Origin of the sequence: Mycobacterium sp. NPDC050551, assembly GCF_040674075.1 — a bacterium.
Taxonomy (GTDB): domain Bacteria; phylum Actinomycetota; class Actinomycetes; order Mycobacteriales; family Mycobacteriaceae; genus Mycobacterium.
Genome location: NZ_JBFARC010000004.1, coordinates 519,477 through 541,107 on the forward strand (window position 1 = coordinate 519,477; position 21,631 = coordinate 541,107).

Genomic DNA, 21,631 nt, shown 5'->3' on the forward strand with positions numbered 1-21,631 from the left:
CCGGTGACTGACGAAACACCGGGCCCCCTCGAACGGGCGACCGGAGCCGCTGCAGGCGGCGCCGCGGCGCCTGACGAGGCGCCGCCGCGGCGCCGGGTGCGGCTGCTGGTGAGCGTGGCCGCGGTGGTGCTGATCTGCGACATCGTCACCAAGGTGCTGGCCGTCAAGCTGCTCACACCGGGTCAGCCGGTCTCGATCATCGGTGACACCGTGACGTGGACGCTGGTGCGCAACTCCGGCGCCGCGTTCTCGATGGCCACCGGCTACACCTGGGCGCTCACCCTGGTCGCCACGGGCGTGGTGATCGGCATCATCTGGATGGGCAGGCGGCTGGTGTCACCGTGGTGGGCGCTCGGCCTCGGCATGATCCTCGGCGGCGCGACGGGCAACCTCGTCGACCGCTTCTTCCGTTCGCCCGGGCCGCTGCGCGGTCACGTCGTCGACTTCTTCTCGGTGGGCTGGTTCCCCGTCTTCAACGTCGCCGACCCGTCGGTGGTGGGCGGCGCGATCCTGCTGGTGGCGCTGTCGCTGTTCGGCTTCGACTTCGACAGCCCGACCCGCCGCACGTCGGAAACGGCCACCGGGACGCCGGCCGACCGTCCCGCCGACCCGACCGTCGACAACGCGTAGTGGCCACCAGATCCATGCCGGTCCCCGAGGGGCTGAGCGGTATGCGGGTGGACGCCGGTCTGTCGCGCCTGCTCGGGCTGTCGCGGACCGCCGCGGCGGCGCTCGCCGAGGACGGCGGGGTCGATCTCGACGGCGCCCCGGCGGGCAAGTCCGACAGGCTCACCGCGGGGGCGTGGCTGGAGGTCCGGCTGCCCGAGGCGCCGGCGCCGGTGGAGAACACCCCGGTCGACATCGAGGGCATGGACATCCTGTACTCCGACGACGACATCGTGGCGGTCGACAAGCCGCCAGGGGTGGCGGCGCACGCCACCGTCGGCTGGCACGGCCCCACGGTGCTCGGCGGGCTGGCCGCGGCGGGATTCCGGATCAGCACCTCGGGCATCCACGAACGCCAGGGCATCGTGCACCGGCTCGACGTCGGCACCTCCGGGGTGATGGTCGTTGCGCTGTCCGAACGGGCCTACACCGTGCTCAAGCGGGCGTTCAAGGAACGCACCGTGCACAAGCGCTACCACGCACTGGTGCAGGGTCACCCGGACCCCAGCAGCGGAACCATCGACGCGCCCATCGGCAGGCACCGCGGGCACGACTGGAAGTTCGCGGTGACCGAGGGCGGGCGGCACAGCATCACGCACTACGACACCGTCGAGGCGTTCCAGGCCGCCAGCCTGCTCGACATCGAGCTGGAAACCGGGCGCACGCATCAGATCCGGGTGCACTTCGCCGCGCTGCACCACCCGTGCTGCGGTGACCTGACCTACGGCGCCGATCCCACGCTGGCCCGCCGCCTCGGGCTGGAACGGCAGTGGCTGCACGCGCGGTCGCTGGCGTTCGTGCATCCCGCGGACGGCCGGCGGGTCGAGATCACCAGCCCGTATCCCGCGGATCTGCGGCACGCCCTCGACGTGCTGCGCGATCACGCGCTGTGACCGGCGACGCCCGCACCAGGCGCACGGGCACACTGTTCGGCGTCGGTGCCTTCACGTGGTGGGGCCTGTGCCCCGGCTACTTCCCGCTGCTGCTGCCCGCCGGATCGGTCGAGGTGCTGGCCCACCGCATCGTGTGGAGTGCTGTGTGCATGGCGCTGGTGCTGCTGGTGGTCCGCCGGTTCGGCGATCTGCGCAGGCTCAGTGCGCGCACCTGGCTGCTGCTTGCGGCCGCATCGGTGCTGATCGCCCTGAACTGGGGGGTCTACATCTACGCCGCGACCAACGGTCACGTCGTCGATGCGGCGCTCGGGTACTTCGTCAATCCGCTGGTCACGGTGGCGCTCGGCGTGCTGGTGTTCCGCGAGCGCATCGGGAGGTGGCAGCTCGTCGCGCTGGTGCTCGCCGCGGTGGCGGTGGTGGTGTTGACGGTGGGCGTGGGCACCCCGCCCTACATCGCGGGCGTCCTCGCGGTGTCGTTCGCGGTGTACGGCGTCGTGAAGAAGGTGGTGGTGGCCGACCCTCGGGTCAGCGTGGCCGTCGAGAACTTCATCTCGCTGCCGGTGGCGGGCGGCTATCTCGTCGTGCTGGCGGTGCTGGGGCAGGGACACTTCCCGCACGAGGGCACCGCGCACTCGGTGCTGATGGTGCTCTCGGGGCCCATCACGGCCGTCCCGCTGCTGCTGTTCGCCGCGGCGGCGCAGCGGCTGCCGCTCGTGACGATGGGGCTGCTGTTCTACCTCAACCCCGGACTGCAGATGGTGTGGGGCGTGCTGATCGGACACGAACCGATGCCGGTGGCCCGGTGGGTCGGTTTCGCGTTGATCTGGACGGCGCTGGCGGTGATGACGTTCGACGCACTGCGCAGGAAACCGGACGGCGAGGCTTCACCTGTCGATCCGGCGACGTCCGGATCGTCATCACGGTGACACCGCACGACGCGGTGCACACCGCGACGGAGGAGGAGCCATGCAGTACTGCCTGATCACCCACTACCAGGAGGGCGCGGAGGCCGGCGTGCCCGAGGAGGCGCTGGCCGAGGGCCGGGCCGCCTTCGCCCGCTACGCCGACGACCTCGATGCCGCAGGCGTGCTCGTCGGCACGCAGGTGCTGGAGTCCGCGGCGGCCACCACCACGGTGACGGCGCGCACCGGCGCCGTCGACATCCAGGACGGTCCGTTCGCCGACACCAGGGAGCGGCTGGGCGGCATCTTCGTCATCGACGTGCCCGACCTCGACGCGGCGATCGGGTGGGCGCAGCGCAATCCCGCCGCGCAGTTCGGTGCGGTCGAGATCCGTCCGGTGGCCGTCACCTACGCCAGCGGCCGCGGCTGGTACCGCCCTGAGTGAGAACGCGCCCGCCGCGCAGCTCGCCCGGCTCACCCGCGAGTCGTACGGCCGGCTGCTCGCGGTGCTGGCCGCGCCGAGCCGCGACATCGCCGCGGCGGAGGACGCGCTGGCCGACGCCTTCGAGCGCGCCCTGCGGCGCTGGCCGGACGACGGCGTCCCGGCCAATCCGGAGGGCTGGGTGCTCACCGTGGCGCGAAACCGGCTGCGCGACACCTGGAAGTCCGCGGCCCATCGGAGCACCCGGCCGCTCACCGGGACCGACGAGCGGGCGGCGGAGGCCGACGAGCCGGTCGCGATCCCGGACCGCCGCCTCGAGCTCATGCTGGTGTGCGCACATCCCGCGATCGCAGCCGACGTCCGCACGCCGCTGATGCTGCAGACGGTGCTCGGCGTGCGGGCCGCCGACATCGCCGCGGCGTTCGCCGTGGAGCCGGCGACGATGGCGCAACGGCTGGTGCGGGCGAAGAAGCGCATCCGGGATGCCGGGATCCCGTTCGTCGTCCCCGATCCCGCCGAACTGGCGGTTCGCCTGCCCGCCGTGCTGGAGGCGGTCTACGGGGCCTACTCCATCGACTGGCCCGCCATCGACTGTCCGGCCGGCGACGCGTCGCAGACGCCGGCCGCCGACGCGCTGCACCTGGCCGACGTGCTGGCCGAACTGATGCCCGACGAACCGGAGGTGCTCGGCCTGCTGGCCCTGATCTGCCTCGCAGAGGCCCGCCGCTCGGCCAGGCGCGGCCCCGACGGGGCGTTCGTCCCGCTCGACGAGCAGGACACCGCACGGTGGGACGCCAGGCTCATCGCGCGCGGAGAGGACCTGCTGCGGCGCGCGCACGCCAGGGCGAGGCCCGGGCGCTTCCAGTACGAGGCGGCGATCCAGTCCGCACACTGCGCACGCAGGCACGGGCCCGTCGACCTCGAGGCGCTGCGCCGTCTGCACCGGGCACTCATGCGCGTTGCGCCGTCACTCGGCGCGGCGGTGGCGACCGCGGCCGTGGAAGCGCGGATCGACGGTCCGGCCGCGGGTCTGCGGCTGCTCGACGCGATCACCGACCCGGCGGTCGTCCGCTTCCAGCCGGCGTGGACGACCCGTGGTCACCTGCTCGCCGAGGCGGGCCGGACCGACGAGGCGGCGGCCGCCTACCGGCGCGCCATCGAGCTGACCGGCGACGCCGGCGTGGCCGCCCATCTGCGGCGGCAGCTGTGATGACCGGATGCCGGGACCGCAGGCCGTTGCCATGATCAACACCGATGTCATACGGTTTGCTCGTGCAGCGAGGGGGTCGCAGCGTGCCGGCTGCGCGTGGGCGTGGTCGCCCCGTCGGCGCGGACTCCGCCCAGACCCGCCGCCGCATCGTGCGTGCCGCGCGTGAGGTGATCAACCAGCGGGGCTATCCGGCGATGACGTTCCAGGCGATCTCGAAGCACACCGGACTGAGCAGGCCGACCCTGCACTACTACTTCGCCACCCGCGAGGATCTGTACCGCGCGGTGATGGAAGAGGCGAAATCGATGCTGACGTCGGCGATCGAGCGTTCGCTGGCCCACGACGCGTTGCTCGACCGGCTGGCCACCTTCTTCGTCGCGCTGCAGGAGGCCGAGCAGCGCGACCGGTCGACCATCGCGTTCACCATCTCGGCGCGGCTGGAGCCGCAGCGCAACCCCGAGCTGCTGCCGTTCAGCGCGCCGTCCCCGGTGCGGCAGTTCCTCACCAGGGTGGTGGAGGACGGCGTCGCGCACGGCGAGATCCGGGCCGACGCCGACACCGCCGCGATCGTGTCGATGCTGCACGTCGTGATGTGGGGGCTCGGCTGCTACGCGAGCTTCGTCGCACGTCCCGACGACATGGAGCCGGTGACCCGGCAGCTGGTCCGGCTGTTCGCCGGCGGACTGTCCACCGAGGGCGCAGGCGACCGCCCGGGTTGAGGCCGAAGACACGCATCGCGACACGCCGAGCGGTGTCGGAGGTCGGTCATAGACTGGCCACCCTATGAGCGGTTCTGATTCACGGTCTTTCGTGCACCTGCATAACCACACCGAATACTCGATGCTCGACGGTGCAGCGAAGGTCAAGCCGATGCTCGCCGAGGCGCAACGGCTCGAGATGCCCGCGCTCGGGATGACCGACCACGGCAACATGTTCGGCGCCAGCGAGTTCTACAACGCCGCCACCGATGTCGGGATCACGCCGATCATCGGGGTCGAGGCCTACATCGCCCCGGCCTCGCGTTTCGACACCAAGCGGGTGCTCTGGGGAGACCCGAGCCAGAAGAGCGACGACGTGTCGGGCAGCGGCTCCTACACCCACATGACGATGGTGGCCGAGAACGCCACCGGCTTGCGGAACCTGTTCAAGCTGTCGTCACTGGCGTCGTTCGAGGGGCAGCTCGGCAAGTGGTCCCGGATGGACGCCGAGATCATCGCCGAGCACGCCGAGGGCATCATCGCCACCACCGGCTGTCCGTCCGGCGAGGTGCAGACGCGGCTGCGGCTCGGACACGAGCGCGAGGCGCTGGAGGCGGCGGCGAAGTGGCGGGAGATCTTCGGGCCGGAGAACTTCTTCCTCGAGCTGATGGACCACGGCCTCGACATCGAGCGCCGGGTCCGCGAGGGGCTGCTGGAGGTGGGCCGCAAGCTCTCGATCCCGCCGCTGGCCACCAACGACTGCCACTACGTCACCCGGGACGCGTCCCAGAACCACGAGGCGTTGCTGTGCATCCAGACCGGCAAGACGCTGTCGGACCCCACCCGCTTCAAGTTCGACGGTGACGGCTACTACCTGAAATCGGCGTCGGAGATGCGCGCGCTGTGGGACCAGCAGGTCCCCGGTGCGTGCGACTCGACGTTGCTGATCGCCGAGCGCGTGCAGTCCTACGCCGACGTGTGGCAGCCGCGCGACCGGATGCCGGTGTTCCCGGTGCCGGAGGGTCATTCGCAGGAGAGCTGGCTGCGGCACGAGGTGAGCGCCGGTCTGGCGCGCCGCTTCTCGGGCGGCACGGTGCCGCAGGAATACGTCGACCGCGCCGACTTCGAGATCACCGTGATCTGCGACAAGGGTTACCCGTCGTACTTCCTCATCGTCGCCGACCTGATCAACTACGCCCGCTCGGTGGACATCCGGGTGGGCCCGGGGCGCGGATCGGCGGCGGGCTCGCTGGTGGCCTACGCGATGGGCATCACGAACATCGACCCGATCCCGTACGGGCTGCTGTTCGAGCGGTTCCTCAACCCCGAGCGGGTCTCGATGCCCGACATCGACATCGACTTCGACGACCGCCGTCGCGGTGAGATGCTGCGCTATGCCGCCAACAAGTGGGGTAGCGACCGGGTGGCCCAGGTCATCACCTTCGGCACCATCAAAACCAAAGCGGCGCTGAAGGATTCGGCGCGGGTGCACTACGGTCAGCCGGGGTTCGCGATCGCCGACCGGATCACCAAGGCGCTGCCGCCGCCGATCATGGCCAAGGACATCCCGCTCTCGGGCATCACCGACCCGGCCCACGACCGGTACAAGGAGGCCACCGAGGTCCGCGGGCTGATCGACACCGATCCCGACGTGCGGACCATCTACGAGACCGCCCGAGGGCTGGAGGGCCTCGTCCGCAACGCCGGCGTACACGCCTGCGCGGTGATCATGAGCTCCGAGCCGCTGGTCGACGCGATCCCGCTGTGGCGGCGACCGCAGGACGGCGCGGTGATCACCGGCTGGGACTATCCGTCATGTGAGGCCATCGGCCTGCTGAAGATGGACTTCCTGGGCCTGCGCAACCTGACGATCATCGGCGACTGCCTGGAGAACATCAGCGCCAACCGGGGCATCGACCTCGACCTGGACGCGGTGCCCCTCGACGACCCGGCGACCTTCGAATTGCTGGGCCGCGGTGAGACACTCGGGGTGTTCCAGCTCGACGGTGGCCCGATGCGTGACCTGCTGCGGCGGATGCAGCCGACGGGGTTCGAGGACGTCGTCGCGGTCATCGCGCTGTACCGGCCCGGGCCGATGGGCATGAACGCCCACAACGACTACGCCGACCGCAAGAACAACCGCCAGGCCATCAAGCCGATCCATCCCGAGCTCGAGGAACCGCTGCGCGAGATCCTCGCCGAGACCTACGGCCTGATCGTCTACCAGGAACAGATCATGCGCATCGCGCAGAAGGTGGCCGGCTACTCGCTCGCACGAGCCGACATCCTGCGCAAGGCGATGGGCAAGAAGAAGCGCGAGGTGCTGGAGAAGGAGTTCGAGGGCTTCTCCGAGGGCATGAAGGCCAACGGGTTCTCGGCGGCGGCCGTCAAGGCGCTGTGGGACACCGTGCTGCCGTTCGCCGACTACGCGTTCAACAAGTCCCACGCCGCCGGGTACGGTCTGGTCTCCTATTGGACGGCGTACCTCAAGGCCAACTTCCCGGCCGAGTACATGGCCGGTCTGCTCACCTCCGTCGGTGACGACAAGGACAAGGCGGCGGTCTACCTGGCCGACTGCCGCAAGCTCGGGATCACCGTGCTGCCACCGGATGTCAACGAGTCGGTGCAGAACTTCGCCTCGGTGGGCACCGACATCCGGTTCGGGCTCGGCGCGGTGCGCAACGTCGGCGCGAACGTGGTGGCGTCGCTGGTGAACACCCGCGCCGAGAAGGGCAAGTACACCGACTTCTCGGACTACCTGAACAAGATCGACATCTCGGCGTGCAACAAGAAGGTGACGGAGTCGCTGATCAAGGCGGGCGCCTTCGATTCGCTCGGTCATCCGCGCAAGGGCCTGTTCCTGGTGCACACCGACGCGGTGGACTCGGTGCTGGGCACCAAGAAGGCCGAGGCGATGGGTCAGTTCGACCTGTTCGGCGGGGCCGACACCGCCACCGATGCGGTGTTCACCATCAAGGTGCCCGACGAGGAGTGGGAGGACAAGCACAAGCTCGCCCTGGAACGGGAGATGCTGGGGCTGTACGTGTCCGGGCATCCGCTCAACGGGGTGGCGCACCTGCTGGCCAACCAGGTCGACACCCAGATCCCGGCGATCCTCGACGGCGACGTCGCCAACGACGCGCAGGTGCTGGTGGGCGGCATCCTCGCCTCGGTGAACCGGCGGGTGAACAAGAACGGGTTGCCTTGGGCCTCGGCCCAATTGGAGGACCTCACCGGTGGCATCGAGGTGCTGTTCTTCCCGCAGACCTACTCGTTGTTCGGCGCCGAGATCGCCGACGACGTGGTGGTGCTGGTGAAGGCGAAGGTCGCCGCCCGGGATGACCGGATCGCGCTGATCGCCCATGAACTGGTGGTGCCGGACTTCTCGAGCGCGCAGGTGAACCGCCCGCTCGCGGTGAGCCTGCCGACGCGCCAGTGCACCGTGGACAAGGTGAGCGCGCTCAAGGCGGTGCTGGCCAACCATCCGGGGGTGTCCCAGGTGCATCTGCGGTTGATCAGCGGTGAGCGCATCACCACGCTCGAACTCGATCAGGCCTTGCGGGTCACGCCGTCGCCGGCGTTGATGGGTGACCTCAAGGCGCTGCTCGGTCCGGGCTGCCTGGGCGGCTAGAGGTCGATCCGGACGATCGCGCTGTCGTTCCACAGGCCGCGGTCGCGGGCCCGCCGGAGCTTCTCGCGCCACGGCAGGTTGCTGTGCACGTTGCGCACGCCCGGGATCTTCAGCAGCGGGACGACGTTGTACTGCCAGCCGTAGCGGCGGCGCAGCAGCTCGTTGGCCGCGTCCGCTGCGGCACCGTCCAGGATCGACGCCCGCCCGTCGGCGGTCGTGCCGTCGTGGCCGACCCGGCCGCGGTGGTCGTACACCTGCAGCTGCACGCGTGGGTCGCGGGTCAGTCGCCGGGTCTTCGGGCCGATCTTCGTGCGGAACACCAGGGTGGAGCCGTCGAACGCGAACCAGATCGGGGTGTCGACGGGGATGCCGTCGCGGCGGTAGCTGCGCAGCAGCGCGTAACGGGAACTGCGGAGGTCGTCGAGGGTCTGCATGACATTGAGTCCAGCACTTAGAGTTGACTCCAAGTCAAGGGTGAGGACGAAACGGATGACAGCGAGCCTGACGATCGGCGAGGTGGCCCGCCGCGCGGGGATCGCGGCGACCACGCTGCGGTACTACGAGCAGATCGGGCTGCTGGCGCCCGCGGCCCGGGTGGGAGGGCAGCGCCGTTACGGCGACGCGATCCTGGCCCGGCTCGAGGTGATCCGGTTGTGCAAGTCGGCGGGTTTCGCACTCGACGACATCGTGGTGCTGTTCGCCGACGATGCACCGGGGCGGCCGGTCAGCCGGGCGCTGGCGCGGGCGAAGCTCGTCGAGATCGACGCCAGGATCGACGAGTTGCGCCGGGCGAGGGAGATCGTCGAGTGGGGGATGGCCTGCACCTGTCCCTCGATCGACGACTGCACGTGCGGGGTGCACGCGGTCGGCGCGCCTGCCGGATGACACCCACCTGCGTCACCATGGAGTGGTGACCGACGAGACGACCACACCGACCTCCCGTCACATCGGGGTATGGATCGAGGCGCCGCCGGATGTGGTGTACGCGTTCGCGTCCGACCCGCAGCAGATGCCGCGCTGGGCGGCCGGGCTGGCCGAGGGTGAACTGCGGCGAAGCGGCGAGGGTTGGGTGGCCGACTCGCCGATGGGGCAGGTGACCGTCGAGTTCGCGCCGGTGAACGAGTTCGGGGTCATCGACCACGTGGTGCGGATGCCGTCCGGAGAGGCGGTGTACAACGCGTTGCGCGTCCTGCCCGCGGGCGCCGGTGTGCCGCGCTGCGAGGTCGTGTTCACCGTGCGGCAGCGCGCCGGGATGACCGACGAGGAGTTCGAGGCCGACGTCGCAGCGGTGACCGCGGACCTGCAGCAACTGCGCAGGCTGCTGGAGCGCTGAGCTACTGGCGGTCGGTGCAGAAGACGCCGAGGCCGAGCCAGGCGACGGTGGCGGCCGCGGCGCCGGCAAGCACCGCGGGCGCGGCGCTCATGGCGGCGAGACCGACGATCACGGTCACCAGGGCCCCGAGCATCAGCGCGATCACCTTGTAGGCCGGCCACGGCACACCGGCGACACTCACGTCACACGTCGCACGGGAGACCGTGGAGCGGAAGTGGCCTGCGGTGGTCATAGTTCGAGGGTACCTCTCAACCATGGTTTCGGCCAGCCGAAACTCTCAATACGGGGACCGGGTTTCTGTACCCGCCTAAGCTGGTTTCATGCCGCTGACCGGAGAATACGAACCGAGCTCGTCGGACTGGGCACGTGAGAACGCCGAGCAGTACGTGGCCTCCGGGGGAACCGAGGGCACCGAGCTCAAGGGCCGCCCCGTCATCCTGCTGACCACCGTCGGCGCCAAGACCGGCAAGCTCCGCAAGACCCCGCTGATGCGGGTGGAGAGCAACGGGGAGTACGCGGTGGTGGCGTCGCTCGGCGGCGCGCCGAAGCATCCCGTCTGGTACCACAACATCAAGAAGAACCCGCGCGTCGAACTGCAGGACGGCCCGGCCACCCGGGACTACGACGCCCGCGAGGTGTTCGGCGACGAGAAGGCGCAGTGGTGGGAGCGGGCCGTCGAGGCCTGGCCCGAGTACGCGGAGTACCAGGAGAAGACCGACCGGGAGATCCCGGTGTTCGTGCTGACCCCGGCCGAGTAGACCGGGCACGGCAAAACCGCCTGTACCCGTGGGACGGGCGGATGGCACCATTGAGCGGTGTCCGCCGACCTGAGCCAGCCCGTCACGTCGCCGTTGACCGCGGCCGACATCGACGAGGCCGCCCAGCGGATCGCCGACATCGTGGTGCGTAGCCCCCTGCACCTGTCCGAACGGCTGTCGGAGGCCACCGGTGCGACGGTGTACCTCAAGCGCGAGGACCTGCAGGCCGTCCGGTCCTACAAGCTGCGCGGCGCCTACAACTTGCTGACGCAGCTGACCGACGACGAGCTGGCCGCTGGCGTGGTCTGCTCCTCGGCGGGCAACCACGCCCAGGGGTTCGCGCTGGCCTGCCGGTCGATGGGGATCAGGGGCCGGGTGTACGTGCCGACCAAGACGCCCAAGCAGAAGCGTGACCGCATCCGCTACCACGGCCGCGAGTTCATCGACCTGATCGCGGTCGGCGCCACCTACGACCTGGCCGCGGCGGCAGCCCTCGACGACGTGGCGCGCACCGGCGCCACGCTGATCCCGCCGTACGACGACCTGCGCACGATGGCAGGACAGGGCACCATCGCCGCGGAGATCCTCGACCAGCTCGACGTCGAGCCGGACTTGGTGATCGTCCCGGTCGGTGGCGGCGGGTGCATCTCCGGCATCACCACCTATCTGGCCGAACGCACCGCCAACACCGCGGTGCTGGGTGTGGAGCCGGCGGGTGCGGCCGCCATGATCGCGGCACTGGCCGCAGGTGAGCCGGTCACCCTCGACCACGTCGACCAGTTCGTCGACGGCGCCGCCGTGAACCGCGCCGGCACGCTGCCGTTCGCCGCGTTGACCGCCGCGGGGGACATGGTGTCGCTCACCACGGTCGACGAGGGCGCGGTGTGCACCGCGATGCTGGACCTCTATCAGAACGAGGGCATCATCGCCGAGCCCGCCGGGGCACTCGCGGTGGCGGGGCTGCTGGAGACGACGGTCGAGCCGGGCGCCACGGTGGTGTGCTTGATCTCGGGCGGCAACAACGACGTCTCCCGCTACAACGAGATCCTCGAACGCTCACTGGTACACCTCGGGCTCAAGCATTACTTCCTGGTCGACTTCCCGCAGGAGCCGGGCGCGTTGCGGCGCTTCCTCGACGATGTGCTCGGTCCGGGCGACGACATCACGCTGTTCGAGTACGTCAAGCGCAACAACCGGGAGACCGGCGAGGCGCTGGTCGGCATCCAGCTCGGTTCGGCCGCCGACCTCGACGGGCTGCTGGTGCGCATGCGCAGCTCGGACATGCACGTGGAGACACTGGAGCCGGGTTCGCCGGTCTACCGCTATCTGACCTGAGGGCTCAGGCGGTGCGCAGCACCGCGAACGAGTGCCCCGGCAGCCGGGTCGCCTCGCCCTCGACCGCCGGCTCGTCCCACGACAGCACGACCTCGCCGGCGACCGGCACCGACACCGGGTCGGCGCCGAGGTTGCAGGCCACGGCGAATGCGCCGCGGTGCATGACGAGCCAGCGCTGCTCCTCGTCGTAGTCCACCCGTAGGTGGTCCAGCCACGGATCGGCCAGATCGGGTTCGCGGTGCCGCAGCGCGATCAGCTCGCGGTAGACGGCCAGCATCCGGGCGTGATCGCCGTCGGTCACCTCGTCCCAGTTCAGCTTCGATCGCAGGAACGTCTCGGGGTCCTGCGGGTCAGGGATCTCGTCGGCGTCCCAGCCGTGTTCGGCGAACTCGGCCTTGCGGCCCTCGGCGGTGGCCCGCGCGAGTTCCGGTTCGGGATGGGAGCTGAAGAACTGGAACGGTGAGGAAGACGCCCACTCCTCGCCCATGAACAGCATGGCGGTGTAGGGCGATCCGAGCGCCAGCGCCGCCTTGACCGCGAGCTGACCCGGTTCCAGGTTCTGCGACGGGCGGTCGCCGACGGCGCGGTTGCCGACCTGGTCGTGGGTCAGCGTGTACGCGAGGAGCCGGGTCGCCGGGATCGACGACGCGTCCAGCGGTCTGCCGTGCTTGCGATGCCGGAACGACGAGTACGTGCCCGCGTGGAAGTATCCGTTCCGCAGCGTCTGCGCCAGCGTCTCGAGTGAGCCGAAATCGCCGTAGTAGCCCTGTGTCTCGCCGGACACCGCGGCGTGGATGGCGTGGTGGATGTCGTCGTCCCACTGTGCGGTCATCCCCAGGCCGCCCTGCTCGCGCGGGGTGATCAGCCGCGGGTCGTTCTTGTCGCTCTCGGCGATCAGCGACAGCGGGCGGCCGACTTCGGCTGCCAGTGCATCGGTTTCGGCGGACAGCTCCTCGAGGATGTGGATCGCGGTGGTGTCGACCAGGGCGTGCACCGCGTCCAGGCGCAGCCCGTCGGCGTGGAAGTCGCGCATCCACCGCAGGGCGCAGTCGATGATGTAGCGGCGCACCTCGTCGGCGTCGGCGTCGGCGATGTTGACCGACTCGCCCCACGGGTTGCTGCCGCTGGACAGGTAGGGGCCGAACTTGGGGAGGTAGTTGCCCGACGGCCCAAGGTGGTTGAACACCGCGTCGATCAGCACACCGAGACCGCGACGGTGGCACGCGTCGATCAGCCGGATCAGGCCGTCGGGACCGCCGTAGGGTTCGTGCACGGCATACCAGAGCACGCCGTCGTAACCCCAGCCGTGGCTACCGCCGAATGCGTTGACCGGCATCAGCTCCACGACGTCGATTCCGAGATCGACCAGATGGTCCAACTTGTCGATGGCCGCGTCGAACGTGCCCTCCGGCGTGAACGTACCGACGTGCAGCTCGTAGATCACCGCACCCTCGATCGACCTGCCCGCCCAGTCGGAGTCGGTCCACGCGTCGGGCGCGGGCCGCCAGCGTTGCGAGCGTTCGTGCACGCCCTCGGGCTGGCGCGGAGACCGCGGGTCGGGCAGCACCTTCGGATCGTCGTCGAGCACGAAGCCGTACCGCGCGTCGACGCCGGCGTCGACGTCGGCGCGCCACCAGCCGTCGCCGGAGGCGACCATCGGGTGCAGCGTGCCGTCCACGTCGAGACGCACCCGCTCGGGTCGCGGCGCCCAGACTGCGAACTCAACCATTCGTGCGCTCCAGCAGCGCCACCGGCAGTTCGGCGAAGAGCTCACCCACCGAGACTGAACCGCTGTACCGGCCGCCTCCGATCCGATCGGTCCACTCACCGGCCGGTAACGGCAGAGTCGTGTCGCCCCAACCGGATTCGCTCAGCCCGACACTGTGTCGGGTCACCGCGGTGAGCACGTCGGCGCCTCGGGTGAACGCCAGCACGTGCTCGGCGGCGGCACCGCCTGCGAGCACCGGCCGGTAGTCACCGGTGAGGAACGCCTCGGGGCGCTCGCGGCGCAGGTGCAGCGCCTCGCGCACCACCCGCATCTTGGGGTGGGTGGCCGCCTCCAGCGCCGCCCGCCGTTCGGCGTAGTCGACCGGTCGTCGGTTGTCCGGATCCACCAGGCTGTCCTCCCACAGTTCGGTCCCCTGATAGACGTCGGGCACGCCGGGCGCGGTGAGCGCCACCAGCTTCTGGCCGAGGCTGTCGCTGCGGGCATGCCGGTCGAGCTGTTCGAGCAACCGGGTCAGCTCGGCGCCGACAGGTCCGTCGAGCACGGTGTCCAGCCACCGGTGCACCGCCGATTCGAACGTCTCGTCCGGGTCGTTCCAGGTGGTCTTCAGCGCGGCCTCGCGGATGGCCTTCTCGGCGTAGCCGTGCAGCCGCTCCCGCAGCTCCGGGGTGACCGTTCCGTCGGTGGGCCAGACGCCGAAGATGTTCTGCAGCAGGAACATTCCGGTTGCGGAATCGGGCGGAGAGGTGCGCTCCAACCAGGCCTCGACGTACTGCGCCCACAGTGCGGGCACCTGCGAGAGCACCCCGATCCGCGCCCGGACGTCCTCACCGCGCTTGGTGTCGTGCGTGGTGAGCGCGGTCATCGCCGAAGGCCACAGCCGGGCCCTGCCGTCGGCGCGCTGATGGAACTCCGCGGTGCTGACCCCGAACTTCTCGGGCTCGTTGCCCACCTCGTTGAGCGCAACCAGCCGGGCGTCCCGGTAGAACAGGCAGTCCTCCATCGACTTCGCCGTGGAGGCGCCGCACAGCTGCTGCAGCCGCACCGACGTCTCGCGATTCGCCGTCACCGCCGCGCTCAGAATCGCCAGTGGCTCCGCGAGATCCGGGCGTTCAGCCAGGGTGTCTTCGATGGCGACGGGCAGCACCAGGGACAGTGACGGGTAGTCCGACCGGTACACCCCGACGTGGCTCAGCAGGGCGGCGATCGCGGTCCGCAGCTGCGGGTGGTCGACGCCCGTCGCACCGGTGACGGTCCGGTGCAGCCGGGCCAGTTCGCTGCCCAGCGTGTCGGTGACCGCCTGCGCCTTGAGCCGGCGCGCCTCCGCGGGCATCGACGCGTAGTCGACGCCGGTGGATTCGTAGAGGTCGGTCAGCGGCGCCTCGCCGGCCGGATCGAGGAACACCCCGCCCACCTCGCGCAGCGCGTCGTATCCCGTGGTGCCGGCGACGGGCAGGCTCAGGTCGAGCGGTTCGTCGACAGCGAGGATCTTCTCGATCACGATCCAGGCGTCGTCCCCGAGCAGGTCCCGCAGCCATGCGAGGTAGCCGGCGGGGTCCGACAGGCCGTCGGGATGGTCGATGCGCACACCGTCGACGAGACCGTCGGCGACCCATCGGCCCACCTCGGCGTGCGTCGCCTCGAACACCGCACGGTCCTCCTGGCGCAGCCCCGCCAGCGAGGTGATGGAGAAGAACCGGCGGTACCCGCAGATGCCGTTGCGCCAGCCGATCAGGCGGTAGTGCTGGCGGTCGTGCACCTGTGCGCCGGTGGCGTCGTCGCCTGCGGTGCCCGGCGCGATCGGGTAGGCCAGATCGCCGAGGCGCAGCACCGGTTCGACACCGCTGCGGTCGATGGTCAGATCGGTGACGTCGTCGTCGGAACCCAGCACCGGCAACACGATCCGATGATCGGGATCGAGATCCCAGTCGATGTCGAAGTAGGTGGCGTAGCGGGATTCGCGACCATGGGTGAGCAGGTCCCACCACCAGGCGTTCTGCGCGGGCGAGTCGACGCCGACGTGGTTGGGCACGATGTCGACGACCAGGCCCATGCCGCGTGCCCTGGCGGCGGCGGACAGCCGCGCGAGCCCGTCGGGGCCGCCGAGTGCCTCGGACACGGTGGTGGGATCGGTGACGTCGTAGCCGTGGGTGGATCCCTCGGTCGCGGTCAGGATCGGCGACAGGTACAGGTGCGAGACACCCAGCGCGTCGAGGTAGTCGAGCACGTTCTCGGCGTCGGCGAAGGTGAAGCAGTCGCCGCGCATCTGCAGTCGGTACGTCGAGAGCACACGATCCATCGGTCAGGCCGTCTTGCGCAGCACGAGGACCGAACGGGCCGGCAGCGAGACCTTCTCGCCCGCCGCCACCACCAGCTCGGTGGCGCCGGCGGGATCGGCGGTGTCGAGTTCGGCGGTCCACTCGTTGGCGTAGAAGCCTTCCGGCGCGGCGAAGTCCTGCACGCGGTCGTGGGCGTTGAAGCACAGCAGGAACGAGTCGCCGACCACCCGCTCGCCGCGCGCGTTCGGCGCGAAGATCGCCTCGCCGTTGAGGAACACCGCGACGCACTTGCCCAGTCCGGTGCCCCAGTCCTGCGGCGTCATCTCCGTGCCCGCCGGTGTCAGCCACGCGATGTCGCGCACCTCGTCGCCGCTGCGGATCGGGTTGCCCTCGAAGAACCGCCTGCGCCGGAACACCGGGTGCTTCTTGCGCACCCCGATCACCTTGCGGGTGAAGTCCAGCAGGTCGGCGTTGGTCTCACACAGCGACCAGTCCATCCAGGCGATGTCGGAGTCCTGGCAGTACACGTTGTTGTTGCCGCGCTGGGTGCGGCCGATCTCGTCGCCGTGGGCGATCATCGGGGTGCCCTGGGACAACATCAGTGTCGCCAGGATGTTGCGCATCTGCTTGCCGCGCAGCGCCGTGATGTCGGGGTCGTCGGTAGGCCCCTCGACGCCGCAGTTCCACGACCGGTTGTGGCTCTCGCCGTCGCGGTTGTCCTCGCCGTTGGCCTCGTTGTGCTTCTCGTTGTAAGACACCAGGTCGTTCAACGTGAAGCCGTCGTGGCAGGTGACGAAGTTGATGCTGGCGCTGGGCCGGCGTCCGGTGGCCTCGTAGAGGTCGGACGATCCGGTCAGCCGCGAGGCGAACTCGCCGAGGGTCGCGGGCTCGCCCCGCCAGTAATCACGCACAGTGTCGCGATACTTCCCGTTCCACTCGGTCCACAAACCTGGGAAATTGCCGACCTGGTAACCGCCTTCGCCGATGTCCCACGGTTCGGCGATCAGCTTGACCTGACTGACCACCGGGTCCTGCTGCACCAGGTCGAAGAACGCCGACAGCCGGTCCACGTCGTAGAACTCGCGGGCCAGGGTGGAGGCCAGGTCGAACCGGAATCCGTCGACGTGCATGTCGAGCACCCAGTAGCGCAGCGAGTCCATGATCAGCTGCAGGGTGTGCGGGTGGCGGGCGTTGAGGCTGTTGCCGGTGCCGGTGAAGTCCTTGTACAGCCGCAGGTCGCCGTCGAGCAGTCGGTAGTAGGCCGCGTTGTCGATCCCGCGGAAGTTGATCGTGGGCCCGAGGTGGTTGCCTTCGGCGGTGTGGTTGTAGACGACGTCGAGGATGACCTCGATGCCCGCCTCGTGGAAGGCCTTCACCATCGTCTTGAACTCGGCGACGGCGCCGCCTGCGTGCCGATTGGACGCGTACTGGTGGTGCGGCGCGAAGAACCCGTAGGTGTTGTAGCCCCAGTAGTTTCGCAATTCCAGGTCGAGCAGCCGGTGATCGTGCATGAAGGCGTGCACGGGCATCAGTTCGATCGCCGTGATGTTCAGCGACTTGAGGTGGTCGATGATGACCGGATGGGCCAGGCCCGCATAGGTGCCGCGCAGCTCCTCCGGGATGCCCGGGTGGGTCTGCGTCATGCCCTTGACGTGTGCCTCGTAGATCACCGTCTCGTGGTACGGCGTGCGCGGCGCCCGGTCCGATCCCCACTGGAAGAACGGGTTGATCACCACGCTGGTCATGGTGTGCCCGAGGGAATCCATCCGCGGCGGGGTGCCACCGCTCGCCAGGTCGTCGGCGGCAAGATCGTAGGAGAACAGCTCCTGGCCGAACGCGAAGTCGCCGTGGAAGGATTTGCCGTACGGGTCGAGCAGCAGCTTGCTCGGATCGCACCGGTGCCCCGCGGGCGGATCCCACGGGCCGTACACACGGAACCCGTAGCGCTGTCCCGGCGTGACGGTGGGCAGGTAGGCGTGCCACACGTATCCGTCGACCTCTTCGAGGTCGATCCGCTCCTCGGTGCCGTCCTTGGCGATCAGGCAGAGTTCGACGCGATCGGCGACCTCGGAGAACAGCGAGAAGTTGGTGCCTGCACCGTCATAGGTGGCGCCGAGAGGATAGGCCTCACCCGGCCAGACGGTGGTGGCGCTGCGCGGGTTCGGCGCGGGGGATGCTGCGGTCACGGGGTCACCACCAGCCGGTGGCAGCGGCGATCTGTCGTCCCAGTTCGTTGGTCATGGTGCGCATGTACGTCGCCGAGATGTGGTGAGAGTCGTGGTACAGCAATATGTTTCCCTCCACTACGCGGCAGTAGTCCTGGCGACACACCGCATCGCTGAGGTCGAGGGCTTTCAGCATCGGGAATCGAGCGACGAAGTCCAGTGTCGGGTTGTGGTCGGAGAGTACCTCGGCGCGCTTGATGCCGCAGGAGATCGCATCGCCGCCGCCGGCCAGGCAGTCGGACGGGAAGTACGGCTCGCCGTCGCGCACCAGCCACGGCGTGTCGCGCATCGCCAGGATCGGGATCTGGTTCTGCGACAACCGTTCCCAGATGCCGAGGTAGCTCGCCGGCATGACGTCGCCCGGCTTGGTGATCCACGGCCGGGTCGAGGTGGTGAAGACGTAGTCGGGGTGGTCGGCGATCAGCTTGTCCATCACCCGCTCGTTCCACTGGTGACACTTCGGGTATGGCCGGTTGTCGCCCATCACCAGCGGCACCTCTTCGGTGGTGAGCGGGCAGCCCATCTTCAGGTAGGTGACCACCCGGAAGTTGTGCAGCCTGCCGAGCAGGTCGAGCGCGGTGACCCAGTGCTCGGCGTGCGAGCCGCCGGCAAGGGCGATGGTGCGGGTCGCGGTCTTGTCGCCGTAGGTGCAGTTGATCACACCGATGTTGTCGAAGTCGCTGATGCAGCCGTCGTTGGTGGTGGCGGGCAGGTCATTCTTGGCCTCGAGCACGGTGGGCCGCATCGGCAGCTTGGGGACCTTCGCCTGGTTGAGCAGTGCCCGCGCACCGGGGTAGTCGCGGGCCGACAGCCCGGACAGCTCCTTGCCGCTGGCACGTTCGACGGTGACGTGTTCGCGCCACGTGAAGGAGGTTGCGGTCAGTGCGACGCCGAGCAGCGCGACCACCGAGCCGAGCACGATCGTGGGCCTGCGCAACCGCGAACGCAGCGGCACCGCGGGGCTGGTCGCCACCGGCGCGCGGTAACGCAGCGGCTCCTCGATGTAGCGGGTGGTCAGCCAGGCCAGCACCCCCGACACCAGCAGCACGCCCGCGCCGTCGAGGAGGGTCGCCCGCTGGTGGCCGGTGTAGGACAGCCAGAAGATGAGCAGCGGCCAGTGCCACAGGTACAGCGAGTAGGCCATCGCACCGAGGGCGACGAACGGCTTGGTGGCCAGCAGCCGGTTGGGGGCGGGCAGCCGGCCGCCGGTGTGCGGGTCGGCCAGGCGGTTCGCGGCCGACAGGATGAACAGGATGGTGGCGCCGACCGGTACCAGTGCCCACGGGCCGGGGAACTCCTTGACCCCGTCGATGAGGGCGCCGCAGGCCAGGATCGCCGCCAGCGCCACCGTCGCGATGATCGTCCGCAACCACATGGGCCAGCGCACGTACTGCACCAGTGCGCCGGCCAGCGCACCGAGCAGCAACTCCCAGGCCCGCGCGAAACTGTTGTAGTAGGCGGTGGCCTGGTCGGCGTCATGGGCATGGATCGCGTACACGAAGGACGCGACGGTCAGCGCGGTCAGCAGCACCACGAACACGGCCTTGAGGTGGCGGCGCAGAATGCGCCGCAGCAGCACTGCCAGGCCGAGGATCAGCGCCAGGAAGGCGATGTAGAACTGGCCCTGCACCGACATCGACCAGATGTGCTGCAGCGGGCTGACCGTCTCGCCGGCGCGCAGATAGTCCGACGCGGTGTTCGCCAGCTCCCAGTTCTGGTAGTAACCCAGGCTGGCCAGGCTCTGGTCGGCGAAGGTCTCCCACCGGGTCTCGGGCTGGACCAGGATCGTCAGGACCGCGGCGGCGGCGAGCACCACCACCAGCGCAGGCAGCAGCCGCCGGCCCAGCCGGATGACCTCGCGCCCCGGCCGCAGCGACACGCCGGGGGTGAGTGCCGCGCGCAGCAGCCGGCCGCCGAAGAAGAAACCCGAGAGCGCCAGGAAGACGTCGACTCCGCCGGACACCCGGCCGAACCAGATGTGGAACACCGCCACCATCGCGATCGCGACACCACGAAGACCGTCGAGGTCGTGTCGGTAGAAGCCCGACGTTCGGGAACCCATGGCGGCGCGCGGACCGGAACCGGTTTTGGTGGGCGCCGGCCTGGGGGCGGCGAGGGTGATCATGGTCGACAAGCAATTTACCCAACTTCGGCCGCTGACTCATGTCGCGGTGGTCGCCGCCCTGCTCCGGAGCGGGAAAGTAGGCTCGGAGCCCGTGCCCCTGACGCCCGCGGAGATCAGCGCGATCGACGCCGCCCACGTGTGGCACCCCTACAGCACCATCGGCGCCGAGGCGTTTCCGCCCGTGGTCGCGGTGGGTGCGCGGGGTGCCTACCTGACCGTGGTGCACGAGGAGCGCCCGCTCGAGGTGCTCGACGCGATGGCGTCGTGGTGGACCGCCATCCACGGCCACGGGCACCCGGTGCTCGACGCGGCGATCGTCGACCAGCTGGCGACGATGAACCACGTGATGTTCGGCGGCCTGACCCACGAACCGGCGGCCCGGCTGGCGCAGCTGCTCGTCGAGGTGACGCCCGAAGGTCTGGACACGGTGTTCTTCTCCGACTCCGGTTCGGTGTCGGTGGAGGTGGCCGCCAAGATGGCGCTGCAGTACTGGCGCAGCCTGGACAGGCCCGGTAAGCACCGGCTGATGACCTGGCGGGGCGGCTATCACGGCGACACGTTCACCCCGATGAGCGTGTGCGACCCCGATGGCGGGATGCACTCGCTGTGGACCGACGTGATGATGCGGCAGGTGTTCGCGCCGCCGGTGCCCGCACGCCACGACCCGGCCTACTCCGCGGAGTTCGAGCGGCTGCTGGCCGCCCACGCCGACGAGGTGGCCGCGGTGATCGTCGAGCCGGTGGTGCAGGGTGCGGGAGGCATGCGCTTCCACGACCCGCGCTACCTGACCGACCTGCGGGCGATCTGTGACCGGCACGGCGTGCTGCTGATCTTCGACGAGATCGCCACCGGCTTCGGGCGCACCGGCGAACTGTTCGCCGCCGACCACGCCGGCGTGCGGCCCGACGTGATGTGCGTCGGCAAGGGACTCACCGGCGGGTACATCACCCTGGCCGCGACGTTGTGCACCGCCGACATCGCGCACACCATCAGCGCGGGGGAGCCCGGCGCGCTGATGCACGGGCCGACGTTCATGGCCAACCCGCTGGCGTGCGCGGTCGGGGTGGCGTCGGTGGAGCTGCTGCTCGCCGGGGACTGGCGGGCCCGGGTGCGCGCCATCGAGGAGGGCCTGCGTGCCGGCCTGGCCCCGGCTCGGGACCTGGCGGGTGTCGCCGACGTGCGCGTGCTCGGCGCGATCGGTGTCATCCAGCTGGACCGGCCCGTCGACGTGCCGCTGGCGACGGTGACCGCGCTGGAGCACGGCGTGTGGCTGCGGCCGTTCCGCGACCTCGTGTACGTGATGCCGCCGTACATCTGCACCGCCGACGAGGTGGACACGATCACCGCCGCGATGGTCGCGGTCGCCCGTGCGCTAACCTGAACGGTGTTCAAGTCGTCGAGAGGAGGG

Annotated in this window: 18 protein-coding genes; 12 read left to right on the plus strand and 6 right to left on the minus strand. The window is 69.7% G+C overall.

Annotated elements, in window-relative coordinates:
• The first annotated feature begins 3 nt into the window (after positions 1-3).
• The 7 genes from lspA (at position 4) to dnaE (ending at position 8,442) form a co-directional block, all read left to right on the plus strand.
• Positions 4-630 carry a signal peptidase II gene (lspA, locus tag AB0K11_RS19005; RefSeq protein ID WP_364979940.1) on the plus strand — a complete coding sequence of 209 codons (627 nt, stop codon included), beginning with the start codon at positions 4-6 and terminating at the stop codon, positions 628-630.
• Positions 630-1,559, plus strand: a complete 930-nt coding sequence (locus AB0K11_RS19010; RefSeq protein ID WP_364979943.1) for an RluA family pseudouridine synthase — start codon at positions 630-632, stop codon at positions 1,557-1,559. Before lspA ends, AB0K11_RS19010 begins: the two co-directional genes overlap by 1 nt.
• Positions 1,556-2,485, plus strand: coding sequence for an EamA family transporter RarD (gene rarD / locus AB0K11_RS19015; RefSeq protein WP_364979946.1), 930 nt, complete (start codon positions 1,556-1,558; stop codon positions 2,483-2,485). The genes AB0K11_RS19010 and rarD overlap by 4 nt, the downstream gene beginning before the upstream one ends.
• A 40-nt stretch (positions 2,486-2,525) precedes the next feature.
• Positions 2,526-2,906, plus strand: coding sequence for a YciI family protein (locus AB0K11_RS19020; RefSeq protein WP_364979949.1), 381 nt, complete (start codon positions 2,526-2,528; stop codon positions 2,904-2,906).
• A complete protein-coding gene (locus tag AB0K11_RS19025) occupies positions 2,839-4,113 on the plus strand; it encodes a DUF6596 domain-containing protein (protein ID WP_364979952.1) in 1,275 nt (424 codons plus the stop codon). The genes AB0K11_RS19020 and AB0K11_RS19025 overlap by 68 nt, the downstream gene beginning before the upstream one ends.
• Positions 4,114-4,175: 62 nt before the next feature.
• Entirely contained in the window at positions 4,176-4,832 is a 657-nt protein-coding gene (locus tag AB0K11_RS19030; RefSeq protein ID WP_364979955.1) for a TetR/AcrR family transcriptional regulator, read from the plus strand.
• Positions 4,833-4,896: 64 nt separating this feature from the next.
• Positions 4,897-8,442, plus strand: coding sequence for a DNA polymerase III subunit alpha (dnaE, locus tag AB0K11_RS19035; protein ID WP_364979958.1), 3,546 nt, complete (start codon positions 4,897-4,899; stop codon positions 8,440-8,442).
• Here the strand turns inward: dnaE and AB0K11_RS19040 are convergent.
• Entirely contained in the window at positions 8,439-8,876 is a 438-nt protein-coding gene (locus tag AB0K11_RS19040; RefSeq protein WP_364979961.1) for a PPOX class F420-dependent oxidoreductase, read from the minus strand. The two genes, dnaE and AB0K11_RS19040, sit on opposite strands and share 4 nt — an antisense overlap.
• A 55-nt stretch (positions 8,877-8,931) precedes the next feature.
• Here AB0K11_RS19040 and AB0K11_RS19045 point away from each other — a divergent pair, with 55 nt between their 5' ends.
• Together AB0K11_RS19045 and AB0K11_RS19050 are read left to right on the plus strand one after the other, a co-directional pair.
• A complete protein-coding gene (locus AB0K11_RS19045) occupies positions 8,932-9,327 on the plus strand; it encodes a MerR family transcriptional regulator (RefSeq protein WP_364979963.1) in 396 nt (131 codons plus the stop codon).
• Positions 9,328-9,352: 25 nt separating this feature from the next.
• On the plus strand, positions 9,353-9,775 hold the full coding sequence (locus AB0K11_RS19050) for an SRPBCC family protein (RefSeq protein ID WP_364979965.1): 423 nt from the start codon (positions 9,353-9,355) through the stop codon (positions 9,773-9,775).
• 1 nt (position 9,776) lies between these two features.
• Here AB0K11_RS19050 and AB0K11_RS19055 read toward each other — a convergent pair whose 3' ends face one another.
• Positions 9,777-10,007, minus strand: coding sequence for a hypothetical protein (locus AB0K11_RS19055; protein ID WP_364979968.1), 231 nt, complete (start codon positions 10,005-10,007; stop codon positions 9,777-9,779).
• An 88-nt stretch (positions 10,008-10,095) separates the two neighbouring features.
• Here AB0K11_RS19055 and AB0K11_RS19060 point away from each other — a divergent pair, with 88 nt between their 5' ends.
• Both AB0K11_RS19060 and ilvA read left to right on the plus strand, forming a co-directional pair.
• Positions 10,096-10,533: a nitroreductase family deazaflavin-dependent oxidoreductase gene (locus AB0K11_RS19060; protein WP_364979971.1), complete on the plus strand. Its 438-nt coding sequence runs from the start codon at positions 10,096-10,098 to the stop codon at positions 10,531-10,533.
• A 57-nt stretch (positions 10,534-10,590) separates the two neighbouring features.
• On the plus strand, positions 10,591-11,868 hold the full coding sequence (ilvA, locus tag AB0K11_RS19065; RefSeq protein ID WP_364979974.1) for a threonine ammonia-lyase IlvA: 1,278 nt from the start codon (positions 10,591-10,593) through the stop codon (positions 11,866-11,868).
• A gap of 4 nt (positions 11,869-11,872) precedes the next feature.
• Here the strand turns inward: ilvA and treZ are convergent, their stop codons facing one another.
• From treZ to AB0K11_RS19085, 4 genes are read right to left on the minus strand one after another with little or no spacing between them, the layout of a single operon-like run.
• Entirely contained in the window at positions 11,873-13,597 is a 1,725-nt protein-coding gene (gene treZ, locus AB0K11_RS19070; RefSeq protein WP_364979977.1) for a malto-oligosyltrehalose trehalohydrolase, read from the minus strand.
• Positions 13,590-15,893: a malto-oligosyltrehalose synthase gene (treY, locus tag AB0K11_RS19075; protein WP_364979980.1), complete on the minus strand. Its 2,304-nt coding sequence runs from the start codon at positions 15,891-15,893 to the stop codon at positions 13,590-13,592. Before treY ends, treZ begins: the two co-directional genes overlap by 8 nt.
• Positions 15,894-15,896: 3 nt before the next feature.
• Positions 15,897-18,059 carry a glycogen debranching protein GlgX gene (gene glgX / locus AB0K11_RS19080; RefSeq protein WP_364979983.1) on the minus strand — a complete coding sequence of 721 codons (2,163 nt, stop codon included), beginning with the start codon at positions 18,057-18,059 and terminating at the stop codon, positions 15,897-15,899.
• Between the two features lie 4 nt (positions 18,060-18,063).
• Positions 18,064-20,223 carry an acyltransferase family protein gene (locus AB0K11_RS19085; RefSeq protein WP_364979986.1) on the minus strand — a complete coding sequence of 720 codons (2,160 nt, stop codon included), beginning with the start codon at positions 20,221-20,223 and terminating at the stop codon, positions 18,064-18,066.
• A gap of 91 nt (positions 20,224-20,314) precedes the next feature.
• Here AB0K11_RS19085 and AB0K11_RS19090 point away from each other — a divergent pair, with 91 nt between their 5' ends.
• Positions 20,315-21,604, plus strand: coding sequence for an adenosylmethionine--8-amino-7-oxononanoate transaminase (locus AB0K11_RS19090; RefSeq protein WP_364979989.1), 1,290 nt, complete (start codon positions 20,315-20,317; stop codon positions 21,602-21,604).
• The last annotated feature ends 27 nt before the right edge of the window (positions 21,605-21,631 follow it).